General features: G+C 70.3%; 17 protein-coding genes and 1 pseudogene. 8 read left to right on the plus strand and 10 right to left on the minus strand.

Annotation, left to right across the window (positions count from 1 at the left end):
• Positions 1-118 precede the first annotated feature (118 nt).
• The 5 genes from F4554_RS03190 to F4554_RS03210 all read right to left on the minus strand — a co-directional run bounded on the left by F4554_RS03190 (position 119) and on the right by F4554_RS03210 (position 3,918).
• A complete protein-coding gene (locus F4554_RS03190; protein ID WP_179785979.1) occupies positions 119-694 on the minus strand; it encodes a GrpB family protein in 576 nt (191 codons plus the stop codon).
• A gap of 61 nt (positions 695-755) precedes the next feature.
• Positions 756-1,172 (minus strand): PPOX class F420-dependent oxidoreductase, encoded by a 417-nt coding sequence (locus F4554_RS03195; protein WP_179785980.1) that lies wholly within the window; start codon positions 1,170-1,172, stop codon positions 756-758.
• Positions 1,173-1,351: 179 nt separating this feature from the next.
• Positions 1,352-1,876, minus strand: coding sequence for a GNAT family N-acetyltransferase (locus tag F4554_RS03200; RefSeq protein ID WP_179785981.1), 525 nt, complete (start codon positions 1,874-1,876; stop codon positions 1,352-1,354).
• A gap of 13 nt (positions 1,877-1,889) precedes the next feature.
• The gene (locus tag F4554_RS03205) at positions 1,890-2,585 is read right to left on the minus strand and encodes a ribonuclease FAU-1 family protein (protein WP_179785982.1); all 696 of its coding nucleotides are present in this window, start codon (positions 2,583-2,585) and stop codon (positions 1,890-1,892) included.
• A 1-nt stretch (position 2,586) separates the two neighbouring features.
• Positions 2,587-3,918, minus strand: a complete 1,332-nt coding sequence (locus F4554_RS03210) for an apiosidase-like domain-containing protein (RefSeq protein WP_179785983.1) — start codon at positions 3,916-3,918, stop codon at positions 2,587-2,589.
• Positions 3,919-4,089: 171 nt separating this feature from the next.
• Between F4554_RS03210 and F4554_RS03215 the strand changes: the two genes are divergently transcribed.
• Positions 4,090-4,452: a YciI family protein gene (locus F4554_RS03215; protein WP_179785984.1), complete on the plus strand. Its 363-nt coding sequence runs from the start codon at positions 4,090-4,092 to the stop codon at positions 4,450-4,452.
• A 19-nt stretch (positions 4,453-4,471) separates the two neighbouring features.
• Positions 4,472-5,689 carry a sigma-70 family RNA polymerase sigma factor gene (locus F4554_RS03220; RefSeq protein ID WP_179785985.1) on the plus strand — a complete coding sequence of 406 codons (1,218 nt, stop codon included), beginning with the start codon at positions 4,472-4,474 and terminating at the stop codon, positions 5,687-5,689.
• A gap of 241 nt (positions 5,690-5,930) precedes the next feature.
• Here the strand turns inward: F4554_RS03220 and F4554_RS03225 are convergent, their stop codons facing one another.
• From F4554_RS03225 to F4554_RS03235, 3 genes are all read right to left on the minus strand, one after another.
• The gene (locus F4554_RS03225; RefSeq protein ID WP_238341205.1) at positions 5,931-6,890 is read right to left on the minus strand and encodes a carboxymuconolactone decarboxylase family protein; all 960 of its coding nucleotides are present in this window, start codon (positions 6,888-6,890) and stop codon (positions 5,931-5,933) included.
• Between the two features lie 216 nt (positions 6,891-7,106).
• Entirely contained in the window at positions 7,107-7,493 is a 387-nt protein-coding gene (locus F4554_RS03230) for an MmcQ/YjbR family DNA-binding protein (protein WP_179785987.1), read from the minus strand.
• A 65-nt stretch (positions 7,494-7,558) separates the two neighbouring features.
• Positions 7,559-9,217 (minus strand): FAD-dependent oxidoreductase, encoded by a 1,659-nt coding sequence (locus tag F4554_RS03235; protein ID WP_179785988.1) that lies wholly within the window; start codon positions 9,215-9,217, stop codon positions 7,559-7,561.
• 221 nt (positions 9,218-9,438) lie between these two features.
• On the opposite strand from F4554_RS03235, the pseudogene F4554_RS33435 reads away from it, so the two are divergent.
• The 5 genes and pseudogenes from F4554_RS33435 to F4554_RS03255 form a co-directional block, all read left to right on the plus strand.
• Positions 9,439-9,693 (plus strand): annotated as a pseudogene (locus F4554_RS33435) (nucleotide-binding protein); the annotation flags it as partial.
• 85 nt (positions 9,694-9,778) lie between these two features.
• Positions 9,779-10,036, plus strand: a complete 258-nt coding sequence (locus F4554_RS33440; RefSeq protein ID WP_337796316.1) for a hypothetical protein — start codon at positions 9,779-9,781, stop codon at positions 10,034-10,036.
• A 91-nt stretch (positions 10,037-10,127) separates the two neighbouring features.
• Positions 10,128-11,075 carry a nucleoside hydrolase gene (locus tag F4554_RS03245; protein ID WP_179785990.1) on the plus strand — a complete coding sequence of 316 codons (948 nt, stop codon included), beginning with the start codon at positions 10,128-10,130 and terminating at the stop codon, positions 11,073-11,075.
• 451 nt (positions 11,076-11,526) lie between these two features.
• Positions 11,527-13,107, plus strand: coding sequence for an alkaline phosphatase D family protein (locus F4554_RS03250; protein ID WP_179785991.1), 1,581 nt, complete (start codon positions 11,527-11,529; stop codon positions 13,105-13,107).
• A 44-nt stretch (positions 13,108-13,151) separates the two neighbouring features.
• Entirely contained in the window at positions 13,152-14,099 is a 948-nt protein-coding gene (locus F4554_RS03255; protein WP_179785992.1) for a galactose-binding domain-containing protein, read from the plus strand.
• A gap of 149 nt (positions 14,100-14,248) precedes the next feature.
• Here the strand turns inward: F4554_RS03255 and F4554_RS31395 are convergent, their stop codons facing one another.
• Positions 14,249-16,423 carry an HNH endonuclease signature motif containing protein gene (locus F4554_RS31395; protein ID WP_202889123.1) on the minus strand — a complete coding sequence of 725 codons (2,175 nt, stop codon included), beginning with the start codon at positions 16,421-16,423 and terminating at the stop codon, positions 14,249-14,251.
• Between the two features lie 447 nt (positions 16,424-16,870).
• Here F4554_RS31395 and F4554_RS03265 point away from each other — a divergent pair, with 447 nt between their 5' ends.
• Positions 16,871-17,179, plus strand: a complete 309-nt coding sequence (locus F4554_RS03265; protein WP_179785993.1) for an ATP-binding protein — start codon at positions 16,871-16,873, stop codon at positions 17,177-17,179.
• A 29-nt stretch (positions 17,180-17,208) separates the two neighbouring features.
• Here the strand turns inward: F4554_RS03265 and F4554_RS31845 are convergent, their stop codons facing one another.
• Positions 17,209-18,684 (minus strand): phosphoribosyltransferase, encoded by a 1,476-nt coding sequence (locus tag F4554_RS31845; RefSeq protein ID WP_179785994.1) that lies wholly within the window; start codon positions 18,682-18,684, stop codon positions 17,209-17,211.
• Between the last annotated feature and the right edge of the window lie 103 nt (positions 18,685-18,787).

Here is an 18,787-nt window from a genome sequence, read left to right on the forward strand (position 1 = left end):
CAGACGGGTGAGATCGGCGGTGGCCGCGCCGGTGCCACCGGCCAGTGGACTGCTCCTGACGTCGAGGACCCTGCTTCCATCCTCTCCGGACAGGCGGTCGACCACGGAGTCCGGTATGTCAGGACGCACTTGACGGCCGCTCCATGTGCAGGTCGGCCAGGATGGTTGCGACGAACGCGCCCTTGCCGGCGATGTAGGCGTGCCGGTCGTTGGGGAAGCGCCGTGCGAGGTCGCTCTTCAGGTCCGCGTACGCGTCCCGCGCCTTCGGGTCGGACCGCAACCGGTCGCGCAGCAGCACGTACTCCCGCCAGCGGACGCTGTCGTGGGTGACGACGTGGAGGTTCACCACGCGCTGCCGAGGGGTGAGCTCCAGTCCGAACATGAGGTTCAGCCCGTCCTCCTCCGGCACCTCACCGCGGTAGAGGAACCCATGTGAGCACAGGACATTCGTCAACGCGTCGCGATCCACACCGACGCGGACTCCGAGCGCGACATCCAGAATGGGCTTGGCGGGAAGGCCAGGAACCGCTGTGGAACCGACATGCTCGACCGCTACGGCCAGGCCGGCGAGTGCCGCCTGGAGTTCTCTCGCGAGGTTGTCGAAGGTTGCCGCCCACGTCGCGTCGCTGGGCGCCAGTCGCACGGACCCGCGTTCCAGCCCGAGATTGCTTCCCGTGAACGCGGCGCGGTCCATGATCGACATGCTACCGAGCGAGCAAGGACTCAGCCGCGTGTGTGGATCACCGCCACGACGCTCAGGCGGGCTTCGGCCAGTGGGTGAGCTTCTCCGGGGTGACCCGCACGATGATCCGGTCGGTCTCCTGCACCGAGTCGGGGTTCCGCTCGCCGTACTTGCTTCCCACGTACTTCAGCGAGAGTTCGTCGGGGAGTTGCCGCTCGGGGTCGGGCATGATGGTCGCCGTGCCGCGGATCTCCGCGTACGTGTAGGGCTTGCCCGGCGGGCTGATCAGCACGCTGATCCGCGGGTCGCGGGCGAGGTTCCTGCCCTGGACCCGGCTCTCGGTGGTGGAGAAGAGCAGGTCGTCTCCTTCGCGCTTCACCCAGACGACGGTGAGGTGCGGCTGTCCGTCGGGCAGCAGTGTCGCCACGGTCGCGAACACCTTCTCCTCGTCGACGAGCTTCTTCAGGTCCTCGGGCAGAACAGCCGTCATGGTCGGGCTCCTCACCGGGCACGGTCGGTCCCATCGAATGAGTTCGTACGCCATCGGCAACTCCACGCCGGGCATCCGCATTCCGTACGCCCGGATACGCGTAGGCGGGCCCGCACATGCATGGGCAGGCAGGCCCGCACGTGCGCAGGCAAGCCAGGGCACACCACCTACCCGTCGGCTCAGGGCAGCGGCGGCGGCTTGTCGTGCAGGATCCGCTGGAACAGGTGGCAGTCCTGCCACTCGCCGGCGACGTACAGGTAGCGCGGAGCGGTGCCGATCTGCTCGAACCCGCTCTTGCGCAGCACTCCCTGGGACGCGACGTTCTCGACGATGGTGGACGCCTCGACGCGGTGCAGGCCCACCTCGTCCCGCGCGGCCTGGCAAACCTGCTCCACGCCGCGGTTGGCCAGGCCGCGGCGGGTGTAGCCGACGTCGATCCAGTACCCGAGGTTCGCGCTGCGGAACGCGCCGAGCGCGATCATCGACAACGTGAACTCGCCGGCTATCACGTCGCCGTCGACCAGGTGCCAGCGGCGAACGTCGGGGTTGGCGAGGCGCTCTGCCTGCGCACGGGCGGTGAAGAAGTCGGCGGGGCGGTCCGGATCCCAGGGCCGCATGTGCTCGCGGCTGCGAACGAGCGCGTCGAGCACCGCCTCCGCGACGTCCGGCGTGGCCGGCTGGAGCCGAATGGAGCTGTCGGGCATCCGGCCACCGTACCTACCTCGAGCGCGGGATCTGTTCCAGGCCGACCCCGGTCATCTCGGCGCGCGGCGGCGCCAGGGTAGGAAGGTCCCACCAGGCCGGCAGCGGCGTCGGGCCCCACCCCGGCTCGGGTAGGTAGTCGCACCACGTGCCGTCGAACGGGAACTCGCCCAGGCCGATCAACCGTGTGACCGCCTCCGCGCGGGCCCGGATCACCGCCGCCTCCGCCGGGGTCCAGAACAGCGGATGGCCGGTCTGGTCGGCGAAGTCGTCCTCGTCCTTCCACTCCCAACGGCGGTCGGGCCGGACCAGCACGTCCAGGGCGAAGTCGAACACGTCGATGCCGCCGTTCCACCGCAGCACGGGCGACTCGAGGTTGACGTACCACCCGAGAAGTTCGCCGGGTGTGTCGAAGGACCACGCCACCGAGTACCCGGCGCCGGCCGGGGTGAGGATGAGCGTGCCGAAGCGTTCGTGCGGGATGGGCGCGAGCATGGTCGGCATCGCGAGTTCCTCGGCGTACGGCAGGTGCCTGGTGGGTTCGCCCCGCAGGTCGACCCGGCGCATGCAGGTCGAGCCCGCACCGACCCAGATCGCCAGCCCGCGCTCGTCGTCGGCGACGACTCGTGCGCACTGCACGGTCGCCAGCCGGCCGTCGGGATGCAGACACCGGCGGACGGCCACCTGCCCGGGCCGGAACGAGACGGGCATGTCAGGCGGTCCGCTCGGCGACCACGAGTTGGTCGGACAGGGTCGGCAGTTGCCGCAGTCGCGTCCGGCCGCCCTCGAAGACCGGGTCGACGGTGAGCGGGGCGCGTTCGGCGAGGTCCCAGCCCGTCAGGCGATGGTGGCGCAGGTCGAAGAGCACCTCCGCGTCCCGGCTGTACGGCAGGTAGAGCACGAGAAGGTCCCGGTCCGGGCTGGCACCCAACCGGAGCACTTCACCCGCCCCGGGATCGCCGTCGCCCTCGCCCGCGCCCAGCAACTCCTGCGCGGGCGCGAGCCGGTACAGCCGATGGTCGACGAACAGCCGGGCCATCAGCGAGATGTCCAGCGCACCGGGGAAGCCGAGCGCGGCCGGCCACGGGTACGGCTCCAGCGAGGCGCCGCCGGAGGTGAACCGCGCGCTCGGGGAGTGCCACATCCACATGCCGTGCGCGCCGTACCCGATCCCCGCGGCCGCGCCGGCCAGCACGCTCGTCCAGCTCGCCCGGCGTACGTCGTCGCGGCTCCACCGGCCGTGGCCGTTGACCCTGCCGTGTTGTTCGTACGCAGGTTCGGCCGCGAGCAGCGGCTTGCGGGGGGTACGGGCGAGGTAGCCCGCGGCCTGCTGCCACGTCAGGTCGACGTTGCGTGCGTCGTGACCGGACTGGTGGCAGAAGAAGTCCAGCGCGTCGGCGAGGTCGTCCGGCAGGTCGGCATGCGGTGCCGAGTGCGTGGTGAGCAGGCAGCTCGGCGCGGCGTCACGCAGCTGGGCGGCCGCCTCGCGATAGGCCGCGTTCGCCTCCGGGACTCGGTAGTTGTCGTCACCTCCGACGGCGAAGACCGGCTCCAGGTCGCCGAAGGTGCGGGCCACGCGTTCGACGTACGCACGCCGCTGCTTGTCGGCCATCACGGCGTACGGCGTGCGGGCCGCCGCCCAGGTGCCGGGAACGTAGTTGTTCCACAGCACGACGAGCAGCAGCCGCAGGTCGTATTCCTCGTGCGCGATCCGGGTGAACTCCCGCGCCTGGGCGAAGAATCCCTCGTCGGGCCGGTCGAAGTCGGGGTGCCCCTCCGCGTCGAGCGCGAACGGCTCGCGTGAACCGGCCCGCTCGTCCCGGTCGTGCAGGATCGGCAGCACCGACACGGCCACGCAGGTGAAACCCTGCCGGCGACGCGTGGCGAGGTAGCTGCGCCACTCCTCCGCGCTCGGGTCGGCGAAGCTGCTCCACGCCGTGTCCATGATCAGCGGAAAGAACGCCTCGCCGAGACGCAGGTGAGTGCCTGACGGGTCCACGGTCAGCCGCGACATGTGGGGGAACGTACCAGTCAGGTCGGACATCGATCTCCCGCGGCCGAGCGACGAGGCGTACGGACGCCCCTGGAAATCGTCCGGACGAGAATGTCGATCCGGGCGGGTCGCGTTCGTGTGGAAGGTGACCGGCGCCGAGACTGACCTGGACCCGTTCGAAGTCCCAGCCGGCGAGACCGACCAGAAGCTCCGGAGGACACCGTGACGAAGCACTACCTGCTCAGCATCCAGCAGCCCGACGGTGGGCCGCCCGCGCCCGAGATCATCGAGCCGATCATGGCCGACGTCGCGAAGTTCAACGACGAACTCCGCGAAGCGGGCGCCTGGGTCTTCGCCGGCGGGCTGCACGAGCCGACCACGGCCACCGTGGTGCGGTACGACGACGGCGAACTGCTCACCACCGACGGCCCGTACGTCGAGGGCAAGGAGCACGTGGGCGGCCTGTCGATCATCGCCGCGGAGGACCTGGACGAGGCCCTGGAATGGGGCCGCAGGCTGGCCCGGGCCACCCGGCTGCCGATCGAGGTACGACCGTTCCAGGGCGACCCCGCCGACCACCTCTAGCCCTCGTCCGGGCTCGCTCGTGCCGGCGATCACCACGGCGGAGATCGAACGCGTGTTCCGCGCGGAGTACGGCCGCGCGGTCGCGGTGCTGGTGCGCGTCCTCGGCGACATCGAACTCGCCGAGGAGACGGTCCAGGACGCGTTCGTCGCCGCGGTGGAGCGCTGGCCGGACGCCGGGCTCCCGCCCAGCCCCGCGGGCTGGATCATCACCACCGCCCGCAACCGTGCGATCGACCGGCTACGGCGGGAGTCGTCCCGCGCGGACCGGCATGCCCAGGCCGCCCTGCTGCACGCGGCCGACGAACCGCTGGAGGAGGGCGCCGTGCGCGACGACCGGCTGCGCCTGATCTTCACCTGCTGCCACCCGGCGCTCGCCCCCGCCGCCCGGGTGGCACTCACCCTGCGGTTGCTGGGCGGCCTCACCACCGCCGAGATCGCCCGGGCGTTCCTGGTGCCCGAACCCACCATGGCGCAGCGACTGGTGCGGGCGAAGGGCAAGATCCGCGACGCCCGGATCCCGTACCGCGTGCCGAGCGAGGCCGACATCCCCGACCGGGTACGGGCGGTGCTGGCCGTCATCTACCTGATCTTCAACGAGGGGTACGCCGCGAGCGGCGGCGAGCGACTCGTCCGGGCGGAGCTGTGCGCGGAGGCGATCCGGCTGGGCCGCGTCCTCGCCGAACTCATGCCGGACGAACCGGAGGCGCTCGGCCTGCTGGCGTTGATGTTGCTGGTCGAGTCGCGCCTGCCGGCGCGCACCAGCGCGGACGGTGACCTGATCAGGCTGGCCGAGCAGGACCGCTCACTGTGGGACCGGGCGCTGGTCGCGGAGGGCCAGACGCTCGTACGACGGTGTCTTCGGCGCGGGCGACCGGGGCCGTACCAGATCCAGGCGGCGATCAACGCCGTGCACAGCGACGCGCCCACCGCCGCCGCGACGGACTGGGCGCAGATCGTCGCGCTGTACGACCAGTTGCTGGCGCTCGGCCCGAACCCGGTCGCGGCGCTCAACCGTGCGGTCGCCGTCGCCGAGGTGGAGGGCGCTGCGGCGGCGCTCGCGCTGGTCGACGAGCTGGACCTGGGCGGCTACTACCTCTTCCACGCCATCCGGGCCGACCTGCTGCGCCGGCTCGGCCGGGACGAGGAGGCCGTACGCGCGTACGACGCGGCCATCGCGCGCAGCGGCAACCAGGCCGAGCGGTCCTTCCTGGAGCGGCAGCGAAACCTGCTGACCTGACGACGGCACCTGTTCGCCCGACGACGACACCAGCTCACCCGACGACGACATCAGCTCACCCGACAACGAGACCAGGTCACCTGACAGAACCGGCAGGCCCGCCGGCAGTAAGCGACCGGGCGCCGTGTCAAGTGAATCTTGACGCGGCGCCGGTGATGGGCAGCCGACAGGCGACGGGTCTGCCGGACGGATCTGTCGAGCGTTGGCCGTCTGGCTCCTCTGCCTTCTGGCTGCCTCGGCCTTACTGGTCGCGCTTCATCCAGCCGCTGACCTTTCCGCGCAGCTTCTCCTCGATGGTCTCGTCCTTCTCGCCTTCTTCTGTCAACTTCTCCTTGGCGCCCTGCGCCTGCTCCTTGGCGCCCTGCGCCTGTTCGCCGAGCCCCTGCTGGCCCTGGCCGGTTCCCCCCGCTGTTTCCCGAACGCCTTCGGCACCCTGGCGGGTGCCTTCCTCGACACGCCCCTCAGCGGCCTCGCGGGCGCCGGTGACGCCCGACGCACCCTGCTCGCCGCCGGTGCCGCCGACGAAGCGTTCCTCCGTGGACTCTTCGTACGTCGCGGCACCACCACCCGCACCGGAGCCCTCGACGAACCGCTCCTCGGTCGTGGTTTCCGCGAAGCCGGCCGGCCCGCGTCCTTCAGTGCCACGTCCTTCAGGGCCACGGCCTTCAGGCCCGCGTCCTTCGGGGCCACGGCTTTCGGGACCTCGTTCCGGCCCGCCCTGTTCGATCCTGCTCTCCTCGAGGCGGCCTTCCTCGATCCGTTCCTCACCGAGCCGGCCTTCCTCGCGACGTCCCTCCTCCTCGCGGCGCTGCCCCGGTATCGCAGTCGCGGCGCCTGCCGCGCCACCTGCCACTCCGCCTGCGGTCGTACCTGCCGCCGCGCCTCCCGTAGTGCCGACGCCTCCTCCGGAGCCTTCCTCGGTGACGTCCTCTTCGGCGACGTACTCCGCCGCGAGCTCTGCCAGGCCGAACGCACGCAGCACGCTGCCCGCGGCGTCGACGACGCGCGAGCTGCCGACGATCGGTGCGATGGCGACGCAGACGCCCTGCGCGTCCTGTACCGTCAGCCCCGCTTCCCGGGCGACCGCGAGGTTGGCGAGGTACGACGCGGGTGCGGCGTCCATCGCGATCAGTGCGGCAAGTCGGGCGATGTGGTAGGTCCGCGGGTCGAGTTCGGAGTTGGGCAACGTGTCGACGTTCATCTGGGCAAGTTGCGCGAAGATCGGGTGTTCCCCGTGCGAAAAGGCTCCCAAGGTTCCTTCAGGTGTCTGTGCCGTCATGGCGTTCCCTTCCTGGCAGACCGGGCGGCCCAGAAATGATGTCTGCCGCCCCCCACAGACCCCACAAGACATCGCGACGGACACTGCGCCTCACCCCGATCGGGTGAAAGCGCTCAGGGTCTTTTCCCCTGAACAGACCTAGGGTCGAGCCACGTCGAACTCCTTCACCAGTTGACGCGGTGCCTGGCAGCGCCACGCGTCGGTGAGCAGTTCCTCGAGCTCGTCGACCGGTACGTTGGCCAGCCGGACGAGCACGGCCGGGTATCCGTTGTAGTGCGGCTCGGTGAAGAACTTCTCGCTGTCGGAGGCGAGCAGCGCCTGCTTCTCGCCCTCGTTCGCCACCCGTACCGCCAGCACCTCCGGCTGCGGCACCCGGGCCTTCTTGGGATGGACCCGCTCCATCCACACCCAGGCGAAGCCGCGGTCCTTGCCCTTGTTTCGTACGGAGAACCCGAAGTGGTCTTCGCCCTCGGAGGTGTCCGGCAGCGCGAGCGCGATCCGGCGTACGTCGTCCTGGTCGGCCATGCCTACCTCCGGTGAGCTACTGGCGCGGGTCGGGTGGGAATCCGCCGGTTCGGCGACCTGGTTCCCTACTCGACCAGCTGGGGGTACGGAGGGCGCCGGCTGGTGGACAGGGTGCGGATCTCGCGGGGCCAGGCCAGCTCGATGCCGAGCCCGTCGGCCAGCAGGCGCTGGTAGTCACCTCGCCGTGCGGGCTCCGCGTACACCTCACGTGGCCGCCGGCCGCCGTCCAGACAGTACGCCGCCAGGGCGCCGACCGCCTCGCCGATCGCCCACTCCACCGGATGCAGGCGGTAACAGCCGTTGGTGATGTGGGTGGAGCCGATGTTCTTGTTCGCGGGCAGCAGGTTGTCCACCCGAACCGGGACGAGGGCGCCGAGCGGGATCTGGAACGGGTAGGAGTCGATGTCGACGTACGTACGGCCCGCAGTGCTCGGGTGCAGGTCGATCCGGTAGTTGCCGAGCCCTACGGAGTCGTCGAACTGCGCCGGCCCGTCCGGCCCGGCGGCCTCCACCCCGACGTGCAGTTCGGTGACGGTGAACTCCGCGCGGATCCGGCGGGACTCCCGGACGTAGGGCCGCATCGCCAGCCCGTCGGCCGTACCCGTGATGTCCGGCCGCAGCCGCAGCCCCGGATATCCCTGGCCGCCGTCCTCGCGCGGAGCGCTCGTCTGCATCCAGTGCAGCAGCGACAGGGACAGCTCGCGGCTCTCCCGCAGGGCACGCTCCCGGTCGGCGTCGTCGGCACCCAGCAGCGGCGTCTCCCAGTAGTCGTTCTGCGGCCAGTTGACCAGCGTCACGTCCGACTCCACCAACGCCTGACCCGAACTTCTGCCGGAGTGCCAACCGGAGTCGCGGCGGTAGTTCGTCCGGGCCACGATCCGGCGGTAGTGCCAGAAGTCGCGGGACCGGTCGGCGTCGGAGTCGCCGACGAAGATCGGGCGATGGCGGGGTTCGAGCGTCTCCGGGGCGACGTCGGTCCAGGACAGCTGCGGACCCGGCCAGAACGGCGCGACGTGCGTACGCCAGTGCTCGTAGCTCGCCGGCGGATCCACCGTGTGGTCCTCGCCGGGCCGGTGCTCGACGGCGAAGCACCAGGTGATCGCCTGCTGGTCGAGCGGGTTCGCGGTGGCCGGCGCGTGCGGCTCACCGGTCTGGTCCTGACCCTCCGCCCCGACGACGTGCTCGACCCCGCCGAGCGCGAGGAGATCACCGAGCTCGGTGGCGTCCACGACGTACGCGGCGGCCACCGTCACCTCGCCGCCCTCGGAGGCACGCAACGTCACCGCCTCCACCGAGTCGCCCCGGCCGTGCACCGTCACCGGCGCGTGGTGCAGCAGGACGGTCAGCCTCCCGGCTGTGAGGTAGGGCGCCAGCACCTCGTGGATCGCGGTGACGGCGGCGGCGGGTTCGGCGCACAACGGGCTCACCGAACCCCTGCCCGGGTTGAGCAACGGGTCGTCGGCCGCCTCCTTCGTCAACGGCAGGTTGCGGCGGTAGAAGTCGCGGATCCGCCGGCGCAGGTCGCGGTAGCTCGGCGAGGCGTACCGGCTCTCGATCCACGGGTGCTCGTCCGGCGGCACCGCCTGGCTGGTCAGCTGCCCGCCCAGCCAGCCGCTCTCCTCGGTGAGCACCACTCGCCGGCCCAGCCGCAGCGCGGTCAGCGCGGCCGCGACCCCGCCCAGGCCGCCGCCCACCACCAGCACGTCGGTCCGCGTCTCCCGCATCGTCCCTCACTCCCCGGTCGCCGGCTCTCTGGTCGCGCTCTTCTGGCCGTACCCGGCCGCTCGCGCCCTGGCGCTCCCGTAGCTCCGGTCGCCGACGCTACCGGTCGTCTCCGGAGCGCGGCACCGGACACCGGGCACCGGATTGGCTGACTTGGGACGTGCTCTTCGGGCGCGGGTCTCGTGTCGCGGGCCCTCGGCGAGGTAGCGTCGGACAGGTGATCGTGGTTTCAGCCGCACTGAAGGGCGGGGTCGGCAAGACGACCACGTCCGTCTACCTCGCCGCGCTCGCGGCCTCCGGCCGGCGTTCGGTCACACTCGTGGACGCCGACCCGCAGGCCAGCGCGGCCGAGTGGATCGAGTACGCCGCCGACGAGCGACTGCTGAAGGTCTCCGTCGTGGAGGCGCCCACCGAGCGCCTGCTCGGCAAGGCCCTGGACGGCGCCGACGCCGACGACGTGGTGGTCGTCGACACGCCCCCGGCACACGAGCGACTGCTCAACAAGGCGCTCGGCAAGGCGCACGTCGTGGTGATCCCGGGTCGGCGGCATCGAGACGTCCCGGGTGGAGGCGGTGCTCGAGGTCGTACCCCCCGACACCCCCACCGGTCTGGTGGTCTGTTCGGCCCGCACCTACACCCGCAGCTACCAGGAGGCGCTCGGGTCGTGGTCGGAGTCCGGCATCACGGTGTGGGGGACGGTGCCCGAACGCGTCGCCATCACCGCCGGCCCCGACGGCCCGCTGTGCCCCGACGGTCTGGAGGCGTACCGCCAGGTGTGGCGCCGCGCCCAGACCGCCGCCCGTTCCTCCCAGAGCCGATAGGCGATAGGCCCGCAGCCGTCGTCCGGAGGCGGTAGCCGGAGCCGGTCGCCGCTCTGGAGGTACGCCCGGAGGCGCCCGTAGGCTCGCCTTCATGCTTCCCGTACACACGCGAACCCTCCCGTCCCAACGCCGCGTCATCATCGACACCGACGCGAAGAACGAGGCCGACGACCAGTTCGCGATCGTGCACGGGCTCCTCTCGCCCAGCCTCGACGTCCGGGGCATCGTCGCCGCGCACTTCGGCATGCGGCCCGGCCGCAGCGAGCGCAGCATGCTGGACAGCCGCGAGGAAGTCGACCTGCTGCTGGAGATGATGGGCCTGACCGGCAAGGTCAGGGTCGAGAACGGCTCGCCGTACGCACTGCCGGACGAGCTGACGCCGATCCTGTCGCCGGGCGCGGAGCTGATCGTCGAGGAGGCGATGCGGGAGGACGAGGGGCCGTTGTACGTCGCGTTCTTCGGGCCGCTGACCGACATGGCGGCCGCGCTGCTGGCCGAGCCGCGGATCGCCGAACGCGACGTCACGGTGGTCTGGATCGGCGGGCCCTCCTACGGGCCCGAGCCCGCCGCCAACCGGCCGGAGTTCAACCTGGCCAACGACATCGTCGCGGCCAACGTCGTCTTCGCCTCCGCCCTGCCGGTATGGCAGATCCCCCGGTCGACGTACGTGATGACCGCCGTGAGCTACGCCGAGCTGGACGAGAAGGTGGCCCCGTGCGGCGAGCTCGGTGAGTACCTCGTACGCCAGTTGGTCGAGTGGAACGCCGCCCACGCACGCGGGCCGATGGAGTACCGCGCCCTGGGCGACTCACCGGCGATCGGCGTCCTGCTGAACGAGAACTGCGGCCGCATCGTCGAACGCCCCGCGCCGACCTTCCGCGCCAACGGCAGCTACGACCTGGACAGGACGCACCGTCCGATCCGGGTCTACGAGACGATCGACTCCCGCTTCCTCTTCGAGGACTTCTTCGCCAAGCTCCGCCAGTTCGCCCGGGCTGACCGTCGGTCCCCGCGGACGGTCGACCGGTTCGCCGAGTAGGTACGCCCGAACAGATTCGCCGAGTGGGTTCGGCGAACAGGCTCACCGGTTTACGGCCCCGCACCTTCCACAGCTTGTCGATCGTTGTTCGTTTTCCGTTGCCCCGTCGTGGGTAGTGCGCTTTCCGCAACGCTTCGAGGATGGTATCGGCTCGGTAAAATCTGGGACCGGTGAATTGCTGAGAACCGGTTTCGGTTCTATCTGTGTCAGTGAAGACCTCGCTGGCAGTGAAGACCCGTCTCTGGCAGCGATGACCTGTCATTGACACGTGTTGCTGTACCCGTGCGGCTGAACGAGTTGTCGTCTTGTTGTCTGGTTGCAGTTTGGTCATGTCAGGGGGCTGGCGTTGGTAGACCTACGACGTCACTGGGAACGCGAAGAACGCGCGCTCTGGAATCGCCGCGAGTTCGTCCGACTGAGTGGAATCAGTGCGTTCGGGCTCGCGTTCAGCATGGTCGACCGTACGGCGACGCACACCACCGCGGCGCCGTCGTTCCGGTCCGATCCGTTCACCCTCGGGGTCGCCTCCGGTGACCCGCTGCCGAACTCCGTGGTGATCTGGACCCGGCTCGCGCCCGATCCGATGGACTCCTTCGGCGGAATGCAGCCGACGAGGTACGCGGTCGAGTGGCAGGTCGCCGAGGACGAGGCGTTCAGGAAGGTCGTCCGGGGCGGAGCGGTGCTCGCGCAGCCCGAGTACGTCCACTCGGTGCACGTCGACGTGGACGGCCTGCAGCCTGACCGGGAGTACTTCTATCGGTTCCGCACCGGGCCGCAGATCTCCCCGGTCGGTCGAACCCGGACGGCTCCGGACCCGGCCGCTGACCTCGGCAGGCTGCGGTTCGCGACGGTCTCCTGCGCGGCGTGGTTCGACGGCTACTACACCGCGTACAAGCATCTGGCCGAGGAGGATCTGGACGTCGTCTTCCACCTGGGCGACTACATCTACGAGTACAGCGTCCAGACCAACGGCGGCCGTCCGGGCTATCCCTCGCTGCCTGACAAGTACAACCGGGTCACCACGCTGCTCAGCGACTACCGGGATCGGTACGCGCTCTACAAACTGGACCCGGACCTGCAGGCCGCGCACGCGGCGTTTCCCTGGATCGCGACGTGGGACGACCACGAGGTGGTCAACAACTACGCCGACGAATACCACCCGAGCCTGCCGCCGGCCGACTTTCTCGTACGTCGTGCGAACGCCTACCGTGCTTACTGGGAACACATGCCGTTGCGGCTGCCGCAGGAGCCGGTCGGGCCGGACGCGGCGTTGTACCGACGGTTGACGTTCGGCCGGCTGGCAGAGTTCAGCGTGCTCGACACCCGGCAGTATCGCTCCGACCAGGCCTGCGGCGACGGCTTGCAGATCAACTGCGCCCAACGCCTCGACCCGTCGCGGACGCTGCTCGGCGACGATCAGGAGAAGTGGTTGCTGGACGGTCTCGGCGCCTCGCAGGCGCGCTGGAACGTGATCGCGCAGCAGATCATGCTGTCACAGTGCGACTTCACCACCACCCCGGATCAGGCGTTCAGCATGGACCTGTGGGACGGGTACAAGCCCGCCCGTGACCGGGTGGTCGGCGGGCTGACCGAACGCCACGTCCCCAATCCGGTGGTCCTTTCCGGTGACTTCCACCGCGCGATGGCCGCGGAGGTGAAGACGGACTTCGACGATCCGGCCTCCGCCACGGTGGCGACGGAGTTCGTGGGTACGTCGATCACTTCGGGCATGGACGGCGCCGACCGCGACGAGTACGCCGAACCGTTCCTGGCCAACCAGCACATTAAGTTCTACAGCGCGCTGCGTGGGTACGTGCGGTTCGACCTGACACAACAGGAACTGCGGTCGGACTATCGGGTTGTTCCCTACATTCGGCAGCCCGGTGCGCCCGTGCAGACCAGAGCGAGCTTCGTCACCGAGGACGGTCATCCGGGTCTGCAGCCGGTCGCCGACAACCCGACGCTGGGTGCGCGTCGCTACTCCGAGAGCATTCCGCCGCCGGAGCCCCTGCAGTACCCACCGGACAAGTAGATCCGGCCCGGAACTGCCCGGGCCGAGTGGGAGGTGAGCTCGAAGTGACCGAGGGCAAGGGATCTGGAACACCGCTCGGGTCGCGGCGACGGCGGCGGATTCGTTACCCGGTGGCGCTCGTCGCGGCGTGCGCCACCGGAGTGCTCGCGTTGGTCGGGTCGGCGACCGCGCCGGCCTCGGCGTCAGTCCGGAACACCGCACCGCCGGGTGCTGACAACCTCACCTTGACAGCGACGCCGAACACGTTGCAGATCCTGGCCGTGCCCTGTGGTGCGCGGATGGTCGACGTCGCCGTACGCAACGACGCCTCGCAACCGACGTACGCCGACGTCCTGCTCACGCCCGACGCTCCGCTCAAGGCCTCGCCCGACGTGATCTCCAGCTACCTGCCGGCCGGGTACACGCTGCACACGCCCGTACAGGTGTCTGCTCCGTTGGGCAGCACCGACTCCGACGCCCAGATCATCGTCAAGGCGGGCCGGACCGGCCGCGGATCCCAGATCTCGGTACCCGTCGTGGTGAAGGCAGCGCCGAGCGGGCCGGGAGCGAACCTCGCCATCTCGTCGACGGTGAGCGCGTCGTCCACCCACCCGAACTTCAAGGCCTGCGGCGCGATCGACGGGGACAGCAACTCCGACCACTGGCAGACCACCACCGGGTGGAACGACGGTACATCGCGGGTCTTCCCTGACTGGTTGGCCGTCACGTTCGCCCAACCGCACCAGGTGAGCCGCGTCGACATGCGCACGCTGAACTCCACTCGCTACCCCGCGACCCGGTACGGCCTGCGCGACTGGGACGTGCAGGTGTGGGACGCCGGCGCCAATGGCGGCAGCGGTGACTGGCGTACGGTCGCCAGCGTGCGCGGAAACACCACCGGCGTGGTCAGCTCGACGTTCGATCCGGTGTCCACGACCGCGGTGCGCATCTTCATCATCGCTTCGAACGACGCGACGTACTCCCGCATCGTCGAACTCGAGGTCTACGAGTGACCGGCACCCGTGCCGCTTGAGGGCGCGGACGTCGCATCCCACGTCAGTTGTCCACTCACCATCCGCGTCGGCGGTCCGCGTCGCCTGTCCGAATGTCGCCTGTCCGTGTCGGGTGTCCGCGTGTCGCCTGTCGGTGTCGGGTGTCCGGGTCAGTTCAGCGCAGCCTGGGCGTCGAGGATCACGCTGACGGCGTAGTCGAGGTCCAACGGGTCGCCGGACCACCACGGAGGAGTGAGCACGTCCTCACCGAGTGCTCGCCGGAGGTCGACCCAGCGATCGAGTACGGACCGGGCGAGATTCCGGTCGGAGATGGTTCCGCTGGGATCGTGTGAGTTGCCGCTCCCGCTTGGGTCGTATGAGTTGCCGGTTCCGCTGGGGTTGTGTGCGTCGCCGCTCCCGCGGAAGTGCGCGTCCACGGGCCTGTCGGCGGGTGCACCGGTGATGCCCGGCAGTGAGGGTGTTGCCGGAACCTCGGTGCCGTCGGGTCGGTAGAAGCCGAACGTTGCGCCCGGGCGGGCCGCGAACGTGTGCCCACCTTCGTGGACGAGCCAGTGGTGGAACCGGCAGATCAGAACGAGGTTGGCCAGGCTGGTCTCGCCGCCGTGACACCAGTGGCGTACGTGGTGGATCTGGAGTCCGTGCCGGGTCGTGCATCCGGGCGCCTGGCAGGCGTGGTGTGCGCGGATCCTGACCGCTCGTGCGGTCGCGGCCCGCGGGAACCTTGTGGGGTCGCCGAGGCCGTGGACCTGGCCGTCGCCGCCGATGTGGAGGTTCGTCACCGTCGCTTCGCAGGCAAGCCTGTCCGCGGTCTCCGGAGCGAGAGGAATGCCGTCATCGAGGTGGGCAGCCTGGTGTGGAGCGGGGCGCGGAGTCCCCTCGTCGGCGGAAGGGATGGCGGCGGCGGGGGTGAACATCCCTGGCCCCGCAGCGGGGTTCAGGTGGACGATGACGCGGTACTTGTCGGCGGAGTTGAGGAACGCCGGCGTGTTGGCCAGCAGTGTCTCCGCCATCAGGACGAGCGCGTCGGCTGCCAGGGCTCCGCGGTGGCGGTGTGGGACGGCCGGCGGGGTGTCGCTCGGTGGTACGGCACTCGCTGCAGTCTGACCTGACCGGGATTCCTCCGCGGAAGAATCCGACCGCGGACCGTCCGACCGCGGACCGTCCGGCGCGGACGGGTAACAGGCCTCGGCTGAGGCGGTGGTGTCGTCGCGGCTCGCGGAGTCGGGCATGTCGGTGACGCCGGTGGGCTCGGCGGTGCCGGTGATGCCGGTGGGCTTGGCGGAGTCGGTGGTGCCGCTGGGCTCGGTGGCCCCGGCAGTGGGTCCGGATGCAGTGGGTGAGGCGGGCGGAGCGGGTGAGGCAGGTGAGGCGGGTGGTTTGGTTGTCGGGGGTGGCGCGGACTTCCTGGCGAGCAGCGTGTCGAGCGCGGCTTCGAGCGCCGCGACGACCGTCGCACCTTCGTCCGGGGCCAGCCGTCCGCGAATGACCAGTGAACCGTCCTCGTCGTAGAACCATGTGACCCCGCGCCGCATCGCTCGCCGGTGGTTCTGTTCCTTGGAGCGTGCCGCCGAACAGCCGCGAGCGATCCGGTCGAGCTGAGCAGCGGTGGCACTTCGTGCGAGGTTGAGCAACTCGTCCTCGGCGTCCGTATCACCCTCGGCGCCAGCATCACCGGCGTCGGCATCAGTATCACCGGCGTCGGCATGACTGTCGGCGTACGCCTCGCCGTTCGCATCAGCCTCGGCCCCTGCAGTGTCCGCGTCTTCGTACCACTCAGCGCCCATGTGGCTTGCGCCCTCTCGGGCCCCGCCTTCCACGGTGCCGGAGCGTTCCTGAGCGTCGGCGTGCGCTTCTGCGCCCGGGGGTTCCTGAGCTTTCGTGGGTTCCTCCGCCCGGGCGTTCGGGTTGTCGGATCGACCGGATCGAGGGCTCGGCTGAGTGGTCTCGTCACGGGTCGTGTCCCGGTCTGCGTGGGACGGACGGTGGTCGGCGCCGGCGATCCGGGTGAGGGCGCGCACCTTGGAGTAAGACAGCCGACCGGCGGCGAACTCCGCGGCGATCTTCGGGAGGCCTTCGAGTGCCCGCCCGACACGGAGGTGTTCGTACGCGGCGGACAGACTCATCCCGCAACGCCAGGACAGCCACTGTGCGGTGGACCTGCACCCGGACGTGCGCCAGCCCTCGCGGCGGTCGAAGGCGACGATCAGCCGCAGCCACTCGTGCGTGGCGATGGCGATCCTGGATGCGAGGTCGCAGATCTCGGCCTCCAGGCCCTCCAGCGACCTGGGCGCACCTCGGCCGGCCGTACTGGCGCCCGTCGTCACCGAACTCGTCGCGGAGGTGGATGTCGGCGGAGACTGTCTCCCTCCGGTACAGGTCTCGTCTGGTGCTGCGGGACGGGGGATCCGTGCCACGGGCGTGGACGCCGACACGGGCGCGTCTGTCACAGCGGTGAAGGTCGCCGCGGAGGCATTGCAATCGCTCATGTGTTCGATGCTAGACCTGGCCACGGACAAGGCCACTGGTTCCGGGATACGGGCCTGATCGGCGAGGCGCGTTCGCGCCGGATCGCAGAGCGCCGCCGGTCCCGGCAGTTGCGGCCAGGAGCCCCGGGAGACGAGTACAGGAGAAGCAGCTACCGGCCCTTCCGGATTCTTCCGCGGAAGAATCTGCGTCGGTCCGTCCTTGCGCCGAAGTCGGCGCCCGTACGCGAGCGCCTGGGAGCCGGCGCCGGTCTGGGGAAGCGATCTGTGCACAGCAGGCGCTCTGGGGTGAGGAGGTTCCCGGGCCGAGGGGGAGCCGCCCTGATCGACAACGTGTTCGCCCACACCTCCGACGGGGCTTCGTTCGTGTTGTCGGTGGCCAGGCGGCGCGGGGGCCCGTTCGTCGTCGCTGTCGAGGACGCCGGCCGCGGAATCGCCGACCTGGCCCTGACCCGGCGCGGGCGCAGCGGGGTTGGTTCCACCGGGCTGGGGCTCGATGTGGTCCGCCGCGACGCCGAGGAGGCGGGTGGGCGCCTGCTGGTCGGGCGGTCGCCGGCCGGCGGTGCGCGGGTGGCACTGGAACTCCCGCCCGCCTGAGTCAGGGTTGGGCAGTCGACGTGGGATCGTCAGTGGGATGCCTTGGCGCGCAGGTGGCTGGTGAACCAGCGGGTCGCCTCGGCCGCGACCGCCTCGAGGGTGCCGGGTTCCTCGAACAGATGGGTGGCGCCTGGTACGACGTGTACGGACTTCTCGCAGTGCAGGTGCCGGGCCGCATCGAGGTTGAGGTCGACGACGACCGGGTCGTGGCCGCCGACGATCAGCAGTGTCGGCGCCTCGACGAGTTCGAGATCGGAAGCGGCGAGGTCGGGCCGGCCACCACGGGAGACGACCGCGGTGATGTCGGCCGGAGGTTCGCCCGCCGCCGACTCGAGTGCCGTCGACTCGGCCGCTGCGGACAGGGCCGCCGCCGCTCCGGTGCTGGCGCCGAAGTAGCCGATCGGCAGGTCATGTGTCGCCGGTTGTTCGCGCAGCCAGGCCGTCGCTTCCAGCAGCCGGGTGGAGAGCAGGGGGATGTCGAAGACGTTGGCGCGATCGCTTTCTTCCGCGGAAGAAAGCAGGTCGAACAGCAGGGTGCCCAGGCCGGCGTCGTTCAGCGCGGAGGCGACGTACCGGTTGCGCGGACTGTGCCGGCTGCTGCCGCTGCCGTGCGCGAACACCACCAGCCCGGTCGCGTTCTCCGGCAGCGTGAGGTGACCGGCGAGGCGCTGCGTACCAGCCGGGATGGTGACCTCCTCGTCCACGACCGGCGGGTCGTCGTCGAGGCGTGCTCCTGCCCTCGTGCCCGACCTCGTGCCCGACCTCGTGCCCGACCTCGTGCCCGACCTTGTGCTTGACCGTGCGCCTGACTTTTCCGAGTGGGCCGAGTGGGCCGAGTGGGCCGAGTGGGCCGAGTGGGCCGAGTGGGCCGCGTCCTGTGCCTCGTGCAGTAGCGCGACGACCTCGCTGTCGGGCGTCTGCCGGAAGTCGGCGTAGAACTCCCCGATGGCGAAGAACGCCTCCGGGGTGTCCAGGCAGACCACCTCGTCGGCGGCCTTCGCGAGGTGTTCGACCGCGCGGGGCGAGGCAACCGGAGAGGCCAGGATCGTGCGGGCCGCGCCGAGCTGGCGGGCCACCTGACACGCGACCCAGGCGGTCGACCCGGTGGCGATCCCGTCGTCGACGACGATGACCGTACGACCGGCCAGCCGGGTCTGTGGGCGTTTGCCGCGGAACGCCTGCGCGCGCCTGGTGAGCTCGGCCCGTTCGCGTTCCTCGACGGCCCGCAACTCCTCCGGTCGAACGCCGGACGTCTGTACCAGCGCCTCGTCCACGAACCGCACGCCGCCCTCACCGATCGCCCCCATCGCGAGCTCCGGCTGGAACGGCACGCCCAGCTTGCGGACGACGAGGACGTCGAGTGGCGCGTCGAGTGCCCGGGCGACCTCGAACGCGACCGGTACGCCACCCCGAGGGAGCCCGAGAACCACCACGTCGGGCCCTTTGTGCGGCATCAGCCGGGCGGCGAGCTGTCGGCCGGCCTCCTTCCGGTTCCGGAAGAGCATCGTCAGCCTCCTCAACCTCGGGACGCGACTCGGGACGCACCCTCGGGGCGCAACTCGGGACGACCACCGAGTCAACGGGTCATACCCACCGTGGCGCGGGTCA

Source organism: Actinopolymorpha rutila (genome assembly GCF_013407855.1).
Taxonomy (GTDB): Bacteria; Actinomycetota; Actinomycetes; order Propionibacteriales; family Actinopolymorphaceae; genus Actinopolymorpha; species Actinopolymorpha rutila.

Bases quoted from the DNA above. Each gene is read 5' to 3' on its own strand.
- F4554_RS31845 (WP_179785994.1), bottom strand. From the start codon at position 18,684: ATGCTCTTCCGGAACCGGAAGGAGGCCGGCCGACAGCTCGCCGCCCGG.
- F4554_RS03250 (WP_179785991.1), top strand. From the start codon at position 11,527: ATGGTCGACCGTACGGCGACGCACACCACCGCGGCGCCGTCGTTCCGG.
- F4554_RS03195 (WP_179785980.1), bottom strand. From the start codon at position 1,172: ATGACGGCTGTTCTGCCCGAGGACCTGAAGAAGCTCGTCGACGAGGAG.
- F4554_RS03210 (WP_179785983.1), bottom strand. From the start codon at position 3,918: ATGTCCGACCTGACTGGTACGTTCCCCCACATGTCGCGGCTGACCGTG.
- F4554_RS03200 (WP_179785981.1), bottom strand. From the start codon at position 1,876: ATGCCCGACAGCTCCATTCGGCTCCAGCCGGCCACGCCGGACGTCGCG.
- F4554_RS03225 (WP_238341205.1), bottom strand. From the start codon at position 6,890: ATGAACGTCGACACGTTGCCCAACTCCGAACTCGACCCGCGGACCTAC.
- F4554_RS03245 (WP_179785990.1), top strand. From the start codon at position 10,128: ATGCTTCCCGTACACACGCGAACCCTCCCGTCCCAACGCCGCGTCATC.
- F4554_RS03235 (WP_179785988.1), bottom strand. From the start codon at position 9,217: ATGCGGGAGACGCGGACCGACGTGCTGGTGGTGGGCGGCGGCCTGGGC.
- F4554_RS03205 (WP_179785982.1), bottom strand. From the start codon at position 2,585: ATGCCCGTCTCGTTCCGGCCCGGGCAGGTGGCCGTCCGCCGGTGTCTG.
- F4554_RS03230 (WP_179785987.1), bottom strand. From the start codon at position 7,493: ATGGCCGACCAGGACGACGTACGCCGGATCGCGCTCGCGCTGCCGGAC.
- F4554_RS03190 (WP_179785979.1), bottom strand. From the start codon at position 694: ATGGACCGCGCCGCGTTCACGGGAAGCAATCTCGGGCTGGAACGCGGG.